Genomic DNA, 15140 nt, shown 5'->3' with positions numbered 1-15140 from the left:
CCGGCATCTTTCTACAACAAAAGATAGGAGAACCCTTTTCGATGAATGGAACAAAAAAGATTGTAACCGCTCTTGTGGCCAGCGCCGTGGCCCTTTCCCTGTTCGCCGGCTGCCAGCAGAAGACCTCCCCCTACCTGGTGGTGGATGGCAAAGAGGTCGCAGTCCCCTATGTCCTGAAAATTGGGGACGAGAAAATCTCTATGGAAGAGTATCGCTATTATTACCTCAACACCAAAGCCCAAGCGGAGATGTACATGGGCTCCGATATCTGGGAGACAGTCCCTGAGATGGCTGACAACCTCAAAGCCACTTCCGAGAGCATGATCCGCCAGAGCCGGGCCATCCGCAAACTGGCCGCAGACAACAATGTCTCCCTGGATGATGAGGATCAAAAAACCATTGACGAGCGCCTCGCCTCCAACAAGGAGAGCGCCGGCGGTGAGGAGGGCTACCAGGAAGCGCTCACCAGTATGTACCTGACCGAGCCCCTGCTGCGGGAGTTTATCGGGGATGATATCCTGCTGACCAAGACCGAGGAAGCCCTCTACGGCCCCGGTGGCAGCGAGGAGATCACCGACCAGGATGTGACCGATTATATCCTGGGCAACTATGTCCGGGCCAAGCATGTGCTCATCAACAAGAGCGAAACCGGCGACGCGGCAGAGAATGCGGCGGCCAAGCAAAAGGCACAGAACGTTTTGGCCCAGGCCAAAAACGGCGCAGATTTTGACGAGCTGATCAAACAGTACGGCCAGGACCCCGGCACCGAGGTTTACCCCGACGGCTACGTCTTCACCAAAGGGGAAATGGTGGAAGAGTTCGAAACCGCCGCCTTTGAACTGGCGGAAAACGGCATCAGCGATGTGGTGGAGACCACCTACGGCTATCATGTCCTGCTCCGCCTCCCCATCACCGACGAGTATATCGCCGAGAACAAGGACACCTACCGCCAGTCGATGATGGATGAAAAAATCACCCCCCTCCTGGAGGAGGCCTACGACAGCCTCACCGTGGAAACCTGGGAGAAATACGACACCATCACTCCTGAAACAGTAAAGTAAACTGCTATTAAAAAACCCCCTCCGTAGAGGGGGTTTTTTAGTTTTATGGTTTCTCTTCTGCCCGTGGCTAATACGCTTGGTTTAAATGGTGTTCAAGCTTCCCCTGCAATGCAGTCAGCAGCACAATAATGCTCCAATATATAACAATTACAGCGGTGTAGCACTCCAGATAGCGGTAGGAGAAATTGATCTCCATCGTTGCTCCTCCCATCATATCCCGCAGGCCAATGGTGTAACACAAAGAAGTGGCTTTAAATAGGTCGATAAACGAGTTCATCAAGCTGGGAACCGCCACACGAGCGGCCTGGGGAACAATAACCCGGCGCATCGATTGGGAAAATGTCAAGCCGATGGATAAGGCGGCTTCATACTGCCCTCGGTCCACCGAACTGAGGGCCGCCCGGATATTCTCCCCCATAAAAGCGCCATAGCTCAGGGAGAGGATGGTGCAGACCGCCATAAAGCGGGACATCCCCCGGATAAAGGGAAACACCTGGGCCATGCCGTAGTAAAGAAGAAATATCTGGGCGATAAAGGGGGTGGAGCGAAAAAAAGACACATATACATTGGAGATTGGATAGAGCATCTTTACACGGAACCGCCGTATAAGGGCCAGAATCATCCCAAAAACAAGGGCCGCCAGCAATGACACAACAGCCACAGCAGCGGTAGTGGGCAAGAATTGTAAAATCTTTGGAAACACCTTCACAAAATATTGCACATTGAATGCACTGCTCACAAATACTTTCCTCCCCCAAAGATAAGGCAGGGCAGATACAGTTGAAACAACCTGTATTGCCCTGCCTTCTTATTCAGCTGCAACTATTTTGCCTGGCTTGCTTCATACTCCTTGGCAGCGTCCGACAGCATGGGGTCAAACCCACACCATTTGATGCAGATTTCACTCAAAGTGCCGTCTGCTTTCATCTCAGCAAGGGCTTTATCTACCTCTGCACGGATGCGGTCTCCCCGCTCTGTTTTGGCAAAGGGGAAAGCATTGACTTCGGTGTAGATGGGATCGCCGATGGGTTTCAAGTGCAGGCCAGACTGTTTCATCGCGTAATCCAAGACCGGCTCTGCGTAGGGGGCGGCGTCTACACGGCCCGCTTCCACCTCTTGCAGCATAGTCAGGTCGGAGGGGAAGGTCAAAATCTCAATTTTGCCCTCTGGATCCAGTGCCTTGATGTACTCGTGGGCTGCGCTCACTGTTTCCAGGGCGATCTTTTTGCCGTAGAGGTCCTCAAACTTGGTGATTTCGTTGTTTGACTCCTGAACAACCATCCGATAGGGGCTGAAAAAGTAAGGTTCGGAGAAGTTGTATTTTTCCTGTCTGGTGGGGGTGATGCTGATCTGCTTTGCTGCAGAATCCACGCGGCCCGCATCAATGTCGCCAAAGGCAGCGTCCAGGTTTTCCACAACAAAGACGATCTCTTTGCCGGTTCGGCGGCCGATCTCTTCCCAAACCTCGATGTCGATGCCTTCCAGGGTCTCGCCATCCTCTTTCAGCTGGGTGAACATGGGGTAGCTGCCCGCAGTCGCCACGCGGATGACGTTTTCATCTTCTGCAGTCCCGCTTTGTCCCTCGCTGCTGGTGCTGGAGCTGCTCCCAGAAGGGGTAGAGGAAGGGTTGGAACAACCGCTGAATACCGCTGCCAGAGCGCATACGGCCAGCAAAGAGGCTATCCATTTTTTGATCTTCATCACATAATCTCCTTTTTCACATAATTGTTGAGAAAATTGCATTTGGCAATCGTCCCACACAGGAAAAAGGATAACAGCCTTCCGGCCCGTTGTCAGCAAATATTGAAATTATCAATGTCAGCTGATTTGGCTATAGAAAACACAAGCTTTGAAGATAGTGTTATTTGATTTCGCCCCCACAAAAACGGATGGCCGCTTTTGCCAGCTCTAAGGTGGGGTCAACAAAGCTCCCCGAAAGGGAAAGCTGCTCCACCGCCAACGGCAGTTCGGTGCACCCCAAGATAAAGTAATCCGCCCCGGCAGCCTGCAGATCCTCCAGCATCCCTTGGAAAGGCGCGGGATCGGTCAGCCGCTCCCCCGCTTTGATCCGATAGATCCCATCCATGAGAATCTCCCGATGGCGGTCGCCCGGAAGCAGATAGGCGACCCCTTCTTGGGAGAGGGCCTTCTCATAAATCCCGGTGCACAAGGTTCCGGTGGTGGCCAGGATGCAAGCGGTCTTCCCTGGGTGTGCAGCCGCACAAGCCTTAGCAGTAGACTCCAATATGCTGATAAAGGGGATTTTTGTCTCCAGCTGCAGCCGGTCCAGAAAGTAGTGGGCCGTGTTGCAGGGCATGACGATGCAGTCGGCGCCGCAGGCTTCCAAGTGGCGCAGGGCGTCCAGCATTTGGGGGACCGGATCCTTCCCCCCCTTTAAAATGGCCGTGGTGCGGTCGGGGATCTGGGGGTTGTTGTCGATGTAAATACGGATGTGATCGTTGTCCGAATCCGCCTTGGTCAAAGCGACGATCTTTTGAAACAGGTCGGCCGTGGCCATAGGGCCCATGCCGCCTAAAATACCAATGCTTTTGTGCATAAAAATGTCCTCCTTATCGATGCCCAGCGGGGGGAAGCCCCCATGGCGGGGTATTTGCCAATTGTGGTTCTGTGGTATCCCCAAAATTGCCCTTGAAACATTGTAGCACAACTCCCTGTAAAATGGGAGGGGCCGTGCCTCGATTCCCCTGTCAAAAGACGCCGTCGTTTTCAAATGGATTTTGTCACTTTTTCCACACCTTCCCTTGTAAAAATAAAGGGAATCCGCTATACTGAAAGAAGTACACCACTACTTACAGCCATCCTATTTTCGGATGCAAGGAGGAAATCCAATATGAAAAAAACGTTTGCACTGCTGCTTGCCACGCTGCTGGTGTTTGCAGGCTGCAAGGCCACTGACCCCAAAGATGCGTTTTTCAGCGCTTTGGAACGAAACAGTGAGGTCAAAAACGCCCATGAAGTTGCAGCCATTTCCCTGGTGATGGACAACGAAGGCTCCCCTTATACCTTTATGGACATCCAGTTGGAAGGCGACGTCAGCCTGGAAACCTACGACATGGCGGTGAAATACAACTTCAGCCTCATGGACATTGGCATGAAGATGGAGCTCTACAAAAAAGGGGAGGATGCCCTTGTCAAAATGCCCATTGTCGCCAAATACGTCCAAATGCCGTCAGAGCTGTTCAATATCTACAACCCTGAAGAGATGAAGTCCCTGCAGGACTTGGTCTCCCAGGAGAGCAAGAGCCTTTACGAGCAGATGGGGGAATCCCTCCAGATCAACAAAAAGGGGTCGGATATCGTTGCCTCTTTTGAGTTGGACGGCGCTGCAACCAAATCCTTCCTCACCGATGTATTGGTGGATAAAATTCTGAAAAACCCGGAATTGCGGGAAAAATCCATTGAACAATCCTTCCAATCCCAAAAGAAGACCTGGGAGGAATACGGTTTTGCCGAGGATTTCACCGAAGAGGATTGGGCCTCTATGCGGGAGGAAGCTGCCACCGCCTACGACGAACAGATGGACAGCTACTGCGAGATGATTGAGAAGATGGAGATCACCTCCCTGAAGGGGCAGTCCACCATCGGCAAAGACGGCTACTTTTCCAGTTCGGAGTTCGAGCTGAAATTCAGCATGTATGACACACCCATGACGATGAAATACAGCGCGGCCCTCTCCAACATCAACAAGGTCCAGGAAATCTCCTTCCCCGAAGTGAGCCCCTCCGGCATCGTCAAGCTGGATGACATCTCCCGGGGGAAGGTCAGCGTGGACGACCTCAACCCATTCTTTGGCATGATCCAGCGGATGCAAGAGGAAAGCTGGAAAGATTGGGAGGACAGCCAGGATGATCTCCCCACCTCGGTTCCCCTGCCGGAGACCGGCACCCCTGCCCGGCCTTCCCTCTAACCCCACTCCCCAAGGCCCTGTGAACCAAGTTCACAGGGCCTTTTTGTATCCCGGCAGATCCCACGTAAACTCCCCCAGCTCGATTCCAAATGGTGCCTCATCTATGCGCCCTTCCCTCATGCAAATGCGAAATTTGGGTGAATTTTCGGCGGAATAGATGAAAAATCCTGCTCAATATGCTATAATAACTCCATTCCCTTCCCCATTCCCGTCAGGGCATGGGCTGTGGAAAAGTAAGAAAGTTTGTGAGGAAGTGTGTGACATGGCATCTTTTCAGGACGCAAAACGAATTGTAGTAAAAGTGGGTTCCTCCACTTTGACCTATGAAACCGGCATGATCAACATCCGCCGGGTAGAAAAGCTGGTCAAAGTTTTGGCGGACCTGCGCAACAGCGGCAAAGAAATTGTGCTGGTATCCTCCGGCGCGGTGGCTGTTGGCGTCGGCAAACTGGGCCTGAAAGAGCGACCTCATGACACACCTTCCAAGCAGGCGGCGGCGGCCGTCGGCCAGTGCGAGTTGATGTACCTTTACGATAAGCTGTTTGCCGAGTACAACCACAATGTGGCCCAAATCCTGCTGACCCGGGACATTGTGGAGGTGGAAAAACGGACCGAAAACGTGGTCAACACCTTCAACCGGCTGCTGGAGATGGGGGTGATCCCAGTGGTCAATGAAAACGATACCGTAGCGGTAGAGGAGATTGAATTCGGCGACAACGATACCCTCTCCGCCATTGTGGCCACCCTGGTGGGTGCGGATGCCCTCATCCTGATGAGCGATATCGATGGCCTCTACACCGCCAACCCCCATGAAAATCCAAACGCCACCCTCATCCGCCGGGTAGAAACCATCGACGACTCCATCCTCTCCATCGCAGGCGGAGCGGGCTCCAACCGGGGCACCGGCGGGATGATCACCAAAATCCACGCCGCACAGATCGCCTGTTCCAAGGGGATTGATATGGCCATTATACAAGGGGAAAACCCCGATCTGCTCTACGATCTGATGGAGGGCAAAGAGGTCGGCACCCATTTTATAGGAGGGAACACCAAATGATTCAACTAGGTAAACGGGCAAAAGTAGCCTCCCGCGGCTTAAAAATCGCCTCCACTGCGACAAAAAACAACGCCTTACTCGCGATTGCAGACGCCCTTTGTGATAATATGGAGATGGTCATTTCCGCCAACCAAAAGGACATCGCCGCCGCCCGGTCCTCCGGCATCAGCGAGGCGATGATCGACCGGCTCACCCTCACCGAGTCCCGCATCCGCTCTATGGCGGACGCGGTGCGCCAGGTGGTAAAACTGGAGGACCCGGTGGGCAAGGTGGAAAACGGTTTTACCCGGCCCAACGGCCTGCGCATCTCCAAAACAAAAGTCCCTCTGGGCGTAGTAGCTATTATCTTTGAATCCCGGCCCAACGTGACAGTGGACGCCGCCGTCCTCTGCCTCAAATCCGGCAACGCCTGCATCCTGCGGGGCGGCAAGGAGGCCATCCACTCCAACAAGGCTTTGGCCGGCATCATGCGCCAGGCCATCGCTGGAGCGGGCATCAGCCCGGATGCCATCCTGTTGGTGGAGGACACCTCCCGGGAATCCGCCGCTCAGCTCATGCGGCTGAACGGCTATGTAGATGTCCTCATCCCCCGGGGCGGGGCGGGGCTGATCAAATCGGTGGTGGAGAACGCCACCGTCCCGGTCATCGAAACCGGCGCTGGCAACTGCTTTATCTTTGTGGACGACAGCGCCAACTTTGACATGGCCGCCAGCATCATCGACAACGCCAAAACCAGCCGTCCCTCGGTCTGCAATGCGGTGGAAAACGTGCTGGTCCACCGGGCTATCGCCCCCGCCTTCCTGCCCCAGATGGCCGAAGCCCTCGCCCATGCCGGGGTGGAGATCCGCGGGTGCAGCGAGACCTGTGCCATCCTTCCCAGCGCCAAGCCCGCCACCGAAGAGGATTTCTACACCGAGTACAACGACTATATCCTAGCTGTCAAAGTGGTTTCGGGGATTGATGAGGCCATTTCCTTCATCGAGAGCCACTCCACCCACCACTCGGAAGCGATCATCACCGAAAGCTATGCCCACAGCCAGCAGTTCCTCTCTCAGGTGGATTCGGCTGCGGTGTATGTCAACGCCTCCACCCGGTTCACCGACGGCGGCGAGTTCGGCTTCGGCGCGGAGATTGGCATCTCCACCCAAAAGCTCCATACCCGCGGGCCCATGGGCCTTTCGGAATTGACCACCACAAAATACATCATCTTTGGCGACGGCCAGATCCGTTAGCCAAACGGGAGAATTGTTATGTCGAGTACTACCCCTATGCCCCAGCCCAGGCGGCGAAAAAACCGCCGTGCAGCCCCGCTGGGCGCCCTCTTCCTGGTGCTGGCCGTCATCGGCCTGGCAACGGTGGGGATGCTGTCCATCAACCTGACCCAGCAAGTCCTGGACAATTCCAAGGAAAAGGCCAAGTTTGAGCGGATGCTGCTTCCCGTCCTCATGTTTGACCCAGTCCCTTTTGAATCCCCAGCGGAGGCCGACCCCCTTGCCATTTTGCAGTATTCCCTCTGGTCAGCTTTATACAGCGACAAGCGGGACAGCTACGTCTACAGCGACAATGGCCTTCTGATGGTGCCGGTTTCTGATGTGGACGTGGAGTGCGCCAAGCTGTTCGGCCCCGACATCAAGCTGGAGCACAAATCCTTCGGAGACCTCAACATCACCTATACCCTCAACACGGAGAGCAACGTCTATGAGATCCCAATAGCCGCCCAGGTTGGATACTATACCCCCAAGGTGGAGAAAATCTCCAAAAAGGGCGACACCTACACCCTGACCGTGGGGTATCTGCCGCCGGGCAATGCCTGGACCAGCGACCTCTCCGGGACCAAATACGAGCCCACCCCTGACAAATACATGCTGTATGTAATGAAAAAAGTCAAGGGGGGCTACAACTTGGTTGCCATCCGCGACCTGCCTACCAACAACGCCAGCAGCGGCATGGGTATCCCCGGCTAACTGGTTGACAGCCAGCGGCTGGGCGTGTATACTAAACTTTGTACCGGTCCTATGACTGACGGAATGTGGGAGCACCCACAGGGAGTAGGATCGAGGAGAGCCGACCGTCTGGGCAATTTTGCCCGGATGGCCGGCTCTTTTGTCATTTGAAAGGAGACTTCCCCTATGAACGAACTGGCGCTGAAATACGGCTGCAACCCCAACCAACCGGAGGCCAAAATCCGCATGAAAGATGGCTCGGACCTGCCCATCACCGTGCTGAACGGCCGCCCTGGTTACATCAACCTGCTGGACGCTCTCAACAGCTGGCAGCTGGTCAAAGAACTGAAGGAGGCTACCGGCCTACCCGCCGCTGCATCCTTTAAACATGTCAGCCCTGCCGGGGCTGCAGTGGCCGTCCCCATGAGCGATGTCCTCAAGAAGATTTACTTTGTGGACGACAAGCCCCTCTCCTCCTTAGCCACCGCCTATGCCCGGGCGAGGGGCGCTGACCGGATGTCCTCTTACGGGGACTTCGCCGCCCTCTCGGATGTCTGCGACAAGGAGACTGCCGCCCTCATCAACCGGGAGGTCTCCGATGGGGTCATCGCCCCCGGCTATACCGAGGAGGCCCTGGCCATCCTCAAAGCCAAACGCAAAGGCAGCTACACGGTGCTGCAAATCGACCCCAGCTATGTCCCCGCCCCGGTGGAGAGCAAGGACGTTTTCGGAATCACCTTTGAACAGCACCGCAACGACGCCAAAATCACCGCAGAGCTGCTCACCAACCTGGTCACCGAGAACAAGGAGATCCCCGATGAGGCCCGGCGGGATTTGATTGTCTCCCTCATCACCCTCAAGTACACCCAGTCCAATTCGGTCTGCTACGCAAAGGATGGCCAGGCCATCGGCGTGGGGGCCGGGCAGCAGTCCCGGGTCCACTGCACCCGCCTGGCGGGCAACAAGGCGGACAACTGGTTCCTGCGGCAGAACCCCAAGGTCCTCTCCCTGCCCTTCCGGCCTGGCATCCGCCGCGCCGACCGGGACAACGCCATCGACGTCTACATCTCCAATGAGTACATGGACCTGCTGGCCGACGGTATTTGGGAGAATACCTTCACCGAAAAACCGGCCGTCTTCACCAAGGAGGAAAAGGCCGCCTGGCTCTCCCAGCTCACCGGCGTTTCCTTGGGGTCCGACGCCTTCTTCCCCTTTGGGGACAACATCGAGCGGGCCCACAAGAGCGGCGTCTCCTACATCGCCCAGCCCGGTGGCTCGGTGCGGGATGACAACGTCATAGCCACCTGCGACAAGTACGGCATCGCCATGGCCTTTACCGGCGTCCGCTTGTTCCACCACTAAGCTAAAACCCCCCGTTCTTTCCAAAAGAAAGAACGGGGGGTTTTCACAAATTGGAGCCGACCAAAGAAAATAAATATACAAAATGTACTATTATCGTTATATATTATCTAATTTCAGACCGGCTGAGGTAAATTTATAATTTTAGTTTTAAATAATACAATTTGTATTTCCAGTTATTCGCCCAAGCCCTCCGGCAGAGGGATTTCAAAAAGCCGGCAGGCGTTGCGGCAGGTGGCGTCAGCCACCTCCTGGGCGGTGATCCCTTTGATGGCGGCGATGGCCTCGGCCATGCGGGGCAGCATAGTGGAATCGCACCGCTTGCCCCGGTAGGGCTCCGGGGCCATGTAGGGGCAGTCGGTTTCAATGAGAAGGCGGTCCAAGGGCGCGGCCTCCACCACCTCCCGGATGCGGCGGGCGTTTTTAAAGGTAATGACCCCGGTGACCCCGATGTACATCCCCAGCCGCAGCACCTCTTTGGCGGTCTCCACCGAGCCGGAGAAACAGTGGACCACCCCTTTGGGCCGGTACTGGTTCAGCAGGCGCATAGTGTCCTCCACCGCCTCCCGGGAGTGGATGATCACCGGCATATCCAGTTCTCCAGCCAGCTGGAGCTGGGCCTCAAAGGCGGGGATCTGCCGCTGGCGGGGGATGTCCTCATAGTGGTAATCCAAGCCGATCTCCCCAATGGCCTTGACCTTTTCCTCCCCGGCAAGTTCCCGCAGGAGGGCAAGGCTTTGAGGGGTAACCTCATCCGCCGCGTCTGGATGGCAGCCCACTGCCGAATAGAGGAAGGGGTACTCCTTTCCCAAGGCGATGCCCGCCCGGCTGGCTTCTAAATTGCAGCCGGCGTTGAGCACACGGCACACCCCCGCAGCAGGGAACGAGGACAGAAGTTCCCCTCTGTCCTCGCAAAACCGTTCATCGTCATAATGGGCGTGGGAGTCGAAGATGTGATGAACCATTTCCCCAGCCCTCCTAGCGGACTTTGGAGCCGCAGGGGATGGCGCCATCCACAAATAGGACCTTGATTTCCTCGCCGCAGTCGGCCGCCAGGATCATCCCCTCAGAGGGGACACCCCGCAGTTTGGCGGGCTTCAGGTTGGCTACCAGCACCAGCTTTTTGCCGATCAAATCTTCTGGGGTGTAGAACTTGGCGATGCCAGATACCACTTGGCGGCCGCCCATACCGTCATCCAATTGGAGTTTCAGCAGCTTATCCGCCTTGGGAACTGGTTCGCAGGCGGTCACCTGGGCCACCCGCAGTTCCACCTTGGCAAAGTCGTCGATGTCGATGAGGGAAACCACCCCGGTTTCCTCTTTCTTCTCCTCTTTAGGGGCTTCAGCCTTGGCAGCAGCCTCCATCTTGGCTTTGCGGTCAGCCTCCAGCTCGGCCAGCTCCTTGGCCATGTCGATGCGGGGGAACAGGGTCTCCCCTTTCTTCACAGTGACGTTGACTGGCAGCAGGCCAAAGGTCCCGGCAGAAGCGTACTGGCTGATCTCCTCCCCAGCGCCGATCTGCTCAAAGATCTTGGGGGTGGTGGCGGGGATAAAGGGGGTCAGCAGGATGGCGCACACCCGGATGGTCTCCACCAGGTTGTACAGCACGGTGGCAAGGCGGGCCTTGTTGGCCTCATCCCGGCCCAGGACCCAGGGGGCGGTCTCGTCTACATATTTGTTGGCGCGGCTCACCACCTTGAACACCTCGATGAGGGCGTTCTGGAAGGCGTATTTCTCCATCTGCTCCTCATATTTGGCCTGAAGGCCACCCACCATGGCGATCAGCTCATCGTCCAGGGGATCAGCCTGGCGCTCCTCTGGCAGGGTGCCGCCGAAGTATTTCTCAATCATCGAAACGCTGCGGGAAACCAGGTTGCCCAGGTCGTTGGCCAGATCGGAGTTGATGCGGGTGATCAGCCCTTCGTTGGAGAACACACCATCCGACCCAAAGGGGAATTCCCGCAGGAGGAAGTAGCGGATAGCATCCACCCCATACCGCTGGCAGAGGACGACCGGATCCACCACATTGCCTTTGGATTTGCTCATCTTGCCGCCTTCCAGCAGCAGCCAGCCATGGCCGTACACCTTTTTGGGCAGGGGCAGGTCTAGGGCCATCAGCAGGGCGGGCCAGATGATGGAGTGGAACCGCATGATCTCCTTGCCCACAAAGTGGACGTCTGCGGGCCAGTATTTCTCAAAATCATCGTATTTGTCGTTCATGTAACCCAAAGCGGTGATGTAGTTAGAGAGGGCGTCCACCCAGACGTACACCACATGGGCGGGGTCAAAGTCCACCGGGACGCCCCATTTGAAGGAAGTCCGGGTGACACACAGGTCCTCCAGGCCGGGCTTAATGAAGTTGTTGATCATCTCGTTGAGGCGGGACTGGGGCTCCATGAAGTCGGGGTGCTCCTCATAGTACTCCACCAGCCGCTGGCTGTACTTGGACAGCCGGAAAAAGTAGGCTTCCTCTTCGGCGTCGTGGACTTCCCGGCCGCAGTCGGGGCATTTGCCGTCCACCAGCTGGCTCTCGGTCCAGAAGGATTCACAGGGGGTGCAGTATTTGCCCTTATAAGTGGATTTGTAGATGTCCCCTTGGTCATACAGCTTTTTAAAGATGCGCTGCACTGCCAGCTCGTGGTAATCGTCGGTGGTGCGGATAAACCGGTCGTTGGAAATGTTCATCAGCTTCCACAGATCCTGGATGCCGGCCACCACGTCATCTACATACTGTTTTGGGGTTTTGCCCACCGCCTTGGCTTTCTCCTCAATCTTCTGGCCGTGCTCGTCGGTTCCAGTGAGGAACATGACGTCATAACCCTGGAGGCGTTTATACCGGGCCATCACATCGGTGGCCACGGTGCAGTAGCTGTGGCCGATGTGCAGTTTATCCGATGGGTAATAAATTGGGGTGGTGATGTAAAACTTTTTATCGCTCATTGTTTCTCCTCCTCCTGTAGGGGCCGTTGATCCCGATGACAGCCCTATAGGTACCGTCAAAAAGACGGGTGATCTCATTGAAATATACTGTTTTATTATACCACCGTTTTTTCCCAAACTCAACCAATCGCCCCTCTCCCATCCGCTTTTTTCGCCCTTCCCCCGCCGTGGATATCCCATCAAATTAGACTTTTAGTATAAAAAATATATTATATACAAAAAGAGAGGCAACCGACACGGCTGTCTCTCTTTTTTCATTTCTATTTGCCATCCTGCTCTATCTCAGAAGGCCCCTCTTCCGGGGTGACCTCCACCAGCAGCTTGATGATCCGCTGGTTCTCCTGTTCCAAAACGGTGATGGTCAGATTTTTATATGTGAAGCTCTCCCCCACTTCGGGGATGTGCTCCAGCATCTCCATAGCCCAGCCGCTTATGGTGTTGTAATCGCTGTCAAAGGAGCGGTCATCCACCCCCAGTTGTTCAAACATCTCATAGACGTTCATGTCGCCGGTGACTTCATAGCGGTTTTCGCCCACCTGGACCAGTTCTTGAACCTCTTCCTCATCTTCATCCCAAATATCGCCCACCAGTTCTTCCAGCAGGTCTTCCATGGTGACAATACCCATGGTGCCGCCGTAATCATCGGTGACCACAGCAATGTGGACTTTGTTGCGTTTAAAATCCGACAGCAAGGTGGAAATCTTCTTGGTCTTGTGTACAAAGAGGGGGTCGCTGAGAAGGCGGCGCAGGTCGATCTCCCCGCCCCGGATGATGCTTTCCAGCAGGTCGCGGGCCTGGAGGATGCCGATGATGTTGTCGGTGCTGCCCTGGTACACCGGGATTCGGGTGTAACGGGACTCCATCACCGTTTTGATGGTCTCCTCAATGGGGTCATCGATGTCCACCGCGATCATATCCACACGGGGGGTAATAACCTCCTGGGCATCGATTTCATCAAATTCCAAAGCAGATTGGACCAGGTCGCTCTCCTGTTCTTCCAGCACCCCTTCGCCCTCAATGGTTTCGATAATCACCTTCAGTTCCTGCTCGGTCACCGAGGGGCTGTTGTCCCCCGATCCGGTGAAGCGGGCCATCATGCCTTTGAGTTTTACAAAAAACCACACAAAGGGTTTTAGCACCGTCATCAGCATGCCCAGAGGGGCAGCAAAGCGCAAAGCCAAGGCTTCGCTGTTCTCCTTGGCATAGCTTTTGGGAAGGATCTCACCAAAAATCAGCACCAGCACAGTCATCACTGCTGTGGAAATTGCCGCGCCAGACGCGCCAAACAAATTTGTGAACAAAATGGTGGCGATGGCTGTGGAGGCGATGTTCACCACATTGTTGCCGATGAGAATGGTGGAAAGGACATTGTCATAGTCCTCGGCGATTTCCAAGGCTCGCTGCGCCTTGGTGCTGCCGCCGTCCACATAGTTGCGCAGGCGTATTTTGTTGACGGTGGAAAATGCGGTTTCCGAAGCGGAAAAGAATGCGGATAGAAGGATCAACACCACGATGGATGCGAACATGACCCAACTGCTACTGTCCAAACTGTCTCAACTCCAATTTCATTTACTGTATTTTTAGGCTTGTTAGTTACTAATTGTATCAGAAACCCGGCGTTCCCTCAATGGGTCAAAAGGGTGGTTTCCACCGATTTTTTCCCTTTCTCAGGGGTTTTTGCCCAAGGTGACCCTCGCTCAAATCCTGCCGCCCGCTAGGTCGCCCGCACAAGCCCGCTTCCAATTTCACTTTTCCCCCTTCCCAACAAAACATGAAAAGGGGACCGACTATTTGCCCATCTCTTCCGGGTCGTCGGGCTGATATTCCAGGATATCCCCCGGCTGGCAATCAAGCACCCGGCAGATGGCGTTCAGAGTGGAAAACCGGATGGCGCTGATTTTTCCCGTCTTGATATTGGAGAGGTTGACGTTGCTGATGCCCACCTGTTCTGCCAACTGGTTGAGAGAAATTTTCCGGTCGGCCATCACACGGTCCAATCGCAGGATAATTGCCATAGCCCCGCCCCCTTTATAACGTCTCGTCCGCCTGGAGCTGTAACTCTATCCCGTATTCAAAGATCAGCCCCACCCCATAGAGGGCCAGGCCCATCAACGGCAGCAACAGATAAAAATAACCACGGGGCGAACCGCCAAGGGTGATTTCCAACTGGAAGGGGACGCCGTACATCATCGACAGGGCATAGCTGTTTGTGATGTTGAACACTGGTGCAATAAGAGCGGTGGAAATGCCCATCCGTTTCAGCCGCTTGGCGGTCGGGATGGAAAATGGGGTATATTCTTCCCCTGCGGCATCCTGGAAAATTTTGACTAAGCAATGGATGGAGTAGGCGGCCAACCCATTAATGCTGGTGGAAACCACAATGGCAGAAAGGGTTTCCCCTCGGACGCTGAACTCATCCGGCAAGGGAGCGGGCAGTGGCCCATATCGGGTAGAGCTGTTCTTTAAGCCGTAGTAGACCGTCCCCTCCCCGGCCGGGAACACCCCGAAATCCTCTTCCGAAGAGACAGCGCAGTACAAAAGGCCGATCATCCCGCTTAGAACCGACAGCCACAACAGGATGCTGGCCGCTTTGATCACCAGGCCCACCAGTTTGCTGTATTTGCGAAAGCGTTCAATTTTTAGGTTCATTCCAATCCCCCCCATCTAGTTTCTGCCTTCAGTATAACAAGGAATATACTGTTTTTCAATATATTTTTAATGTTTATCGTTAAATATTTCTCGTTTTACAGTATTTCCCCGTTTTTCTTTCATAATCGCGTCCAGGTTCTCGAGCTTAAGTCTTCTTCTCTACCCGTTTTCCCCCTTTTCAACAAAACAAAAAAGCGGAGGGC

14 protein-coding genes and 1 riboswitch are annotated in these 15140 nt (G+C 55.0%); of the genes, 6 read left to right on the top strand and 8 right to left on the bottom strand.

The window, feature by feature from the left end; translation table 11 throughout:
* Positions 1-41: 41 nt before the first annotated feature.
* Positions 42-1061, top strand: a complete 1020-nt coding sequence (locus BQ5353_RS09795) for a peptidylprolyl isomerase (RefSeq protein ID WP_054332489.1) — start codon at positions 42-44, stop codon at positions 1059-1061.
* 67 nt (positions 1062-1128) lie between these two features.
* On the opposite strand, the gene BQ5353_RS09790 is transcribed toward BQ5353_RS09795, so the two are convergent.
* From BQ5353_RS09790 to cuyB, 3 genes are all read right to left on the bottom strand, one after another.
* Positions 1129-1764 carry an amino acid ABC transporter permease gene (locus tag BQ5353_RS09790; protein ID WP_267888296.1) on the bottom strand — a complete coding sequence of 212 codons (636 nt, stop codon included), beginning with the start codon at positions 1762-1764 and terminating at the stop codon, positions 1129-1131.
* A 119-nt stretch (positions 1765-1883) separates the two neighbouring features.
* The gene (locus BQ5353_RS09785; RefSeq protein ID WP_054332488.1) at positions 1884-2762 is read right to left on the bottom strand and encodes a transporter substrate-binding domain-containing protein; all 879 of its coding nucleotides are present in this window, start codon (positions 2760-2762) and stop codon (positions 1884-1886) included.
* A 160-nt stretch (positions 2763-2922) separates the two neighbouring features.
* Positions 2923-3618 carry a cysteate racemase gene (gene cuyB, locus BQ5353_RS09780; protein ID WP_071428051.1) on the bottom strand — a complete coding sequence of 232 codons (696 nt, stop codon included), beginning with the start codon at positions 3616-3618 and terminating at the stop codon, positions 2923-2925.
* A gap of 294 nt (positions 3619-3912) precedes the next feature.
* On the opposite strand from cuyB, the gene BQ5353_RS09775 reads away from it, so the two are divergent.
* The 5 genes from BQ5353_RS09775 (at position 3913) to BQ5353_RS09755 (ending at position 9351) form a co-directional block, all read left to right on the top strand.
* Positions 3913-4989, top strand: coding sequence for a DUF6612 family protein (locus BQ5353_RS09775; RefSeq protein WP_071428049.1), 1077 nt, complete (start codon positions 3913-3915; stop codon positions 4987-4989).
* A gap of 262 nt (positions 4990-5251) precedes the next feature.
* A complete protein-coding gene (proB, locus tag BQ5353_RS09770; protein ID WP_054332485.1) occupies positions 5252-6046 on the top strand; it encodes a glutamate 5-kinase in 795 nt (264 codons plus the stop codon).
* Positions 6043-7278: a glutamate-5-semialdehyde dehydrogenase gene (locus BQ5353_RS09765; protein WP_054332484.1), complete on the top strand. Its 1236-nt coding sequence runs from the start codon at positions 6043-6045 to the stop codon at positions 7276-7278. Before proB ends, BQ5353_RS09765 begins: the two co-directional genes overlap by 4 nt.
* A gap of 18 nt (positions 7279-7296) precedes the next feature.
* Complete coding sequence (locus BQ5353_RS09760; RefSeq protein WP_143117213.1) at positions 7297-8010, top strand: hypothetical protein; 714 nt, start codon at positions 7297-7299, stop codon at positions 8008-8010.
* A 41-nt stretch (positions 8011-8051) separates the two neighbouring features.
* Positions 8052-8131: riboswitch (ZMP/ZTP riboswitch) on the top strand.
* Positions 8132-8175: 44 nt separating this feature from the next.
* Complete coding sequence (locus BQ5353_RS09755) at positions 8176-9351, top strand: phosphoribosylaminoimidazolecarboxamide formyltransferase (RefSeq protein WP_054332482.1); 1176 nt, start codon at positions 8176-8178, stop codon at positions 9349-9351.
* 173 nt (positions 9352-9524) lie between these two features.
* Here BQ5353_RS09755 and BQ5353_RS09750 read toward each other — a convergent pair whose 3' ends face one another.
* From BQ5353_RS09750 to BQ5353_RS09730, 5 genes are all read right to left on the bottom strand, one after another.
* Positions 9525-10313 (bottom strand): TatD family hydrolase, encoded by a 789-nt coding sequence (locus BQ5353_RS09750; protein WP_054331828.1) that lies wholly within the window; start codon positions 10311-10313, stop codon positions 9525-9527.
* 13 nt (positions 10314-10326) lie between these two features.
* Positions 10327-12288, bottom strand: a complete 1962-nt coding sequence (metG, locus tag BQ5353_RS09745; protein WP_071428045.1) for a methionine--tRNA ligase — start codon at positions 12286-12288, stop codon at positions 10327-10329.
* A gap of 260 nt (positions 12289-12548) precedes the next feature.
* Positions 12549-13835, bottom strand: a complete 1287-nt coding sequence (locus tag BQ5353_RS09740; RefSeq protein WP_054331827.1) for a hemolysin family protein — start codon at positions 13833-13835, stop codon at positions 12549-12551.
* A gap of 240 nt (positions 13836-14075) precedes the next feature.
* A complete protein-coding gene (locus BQ5353_RS09735; protein ID WP_054331826.1) occupies positions 14076-14303 on the bottom strand; it encodes a helix-turn-helix domain-containing protein in 228 nt (75 codons plus the stop codon).
* Between the two features lie 13 nt (positions 14304-14316).
* A complete protein-coding gene (locus BQ5353_RS09730) occupies positions 14317-14937 on the bottom strand; it encodes a hypothetical protein (protein ID WP_054331825.1) in 621 nt (206 codons plus the stop codon).
* Between the last annotated feature and the right edge of the window lie 203 nt (positions 14938-15140).

It is taken from the genome of Merdimmobilis hominis, from assembly GCF_900104615.1.
GTDB classification, from domain to species: Bacteria; Bacillota; Clostridia; order Oscillospirales; family Ruminococcaceae; genus Merdimmobilis; species Merdimmobilis hominis.
Note: the sequence above shows the minus strand (reverse complement) of the source record. Positions and strands in the feature narration are given on the sequence as shown.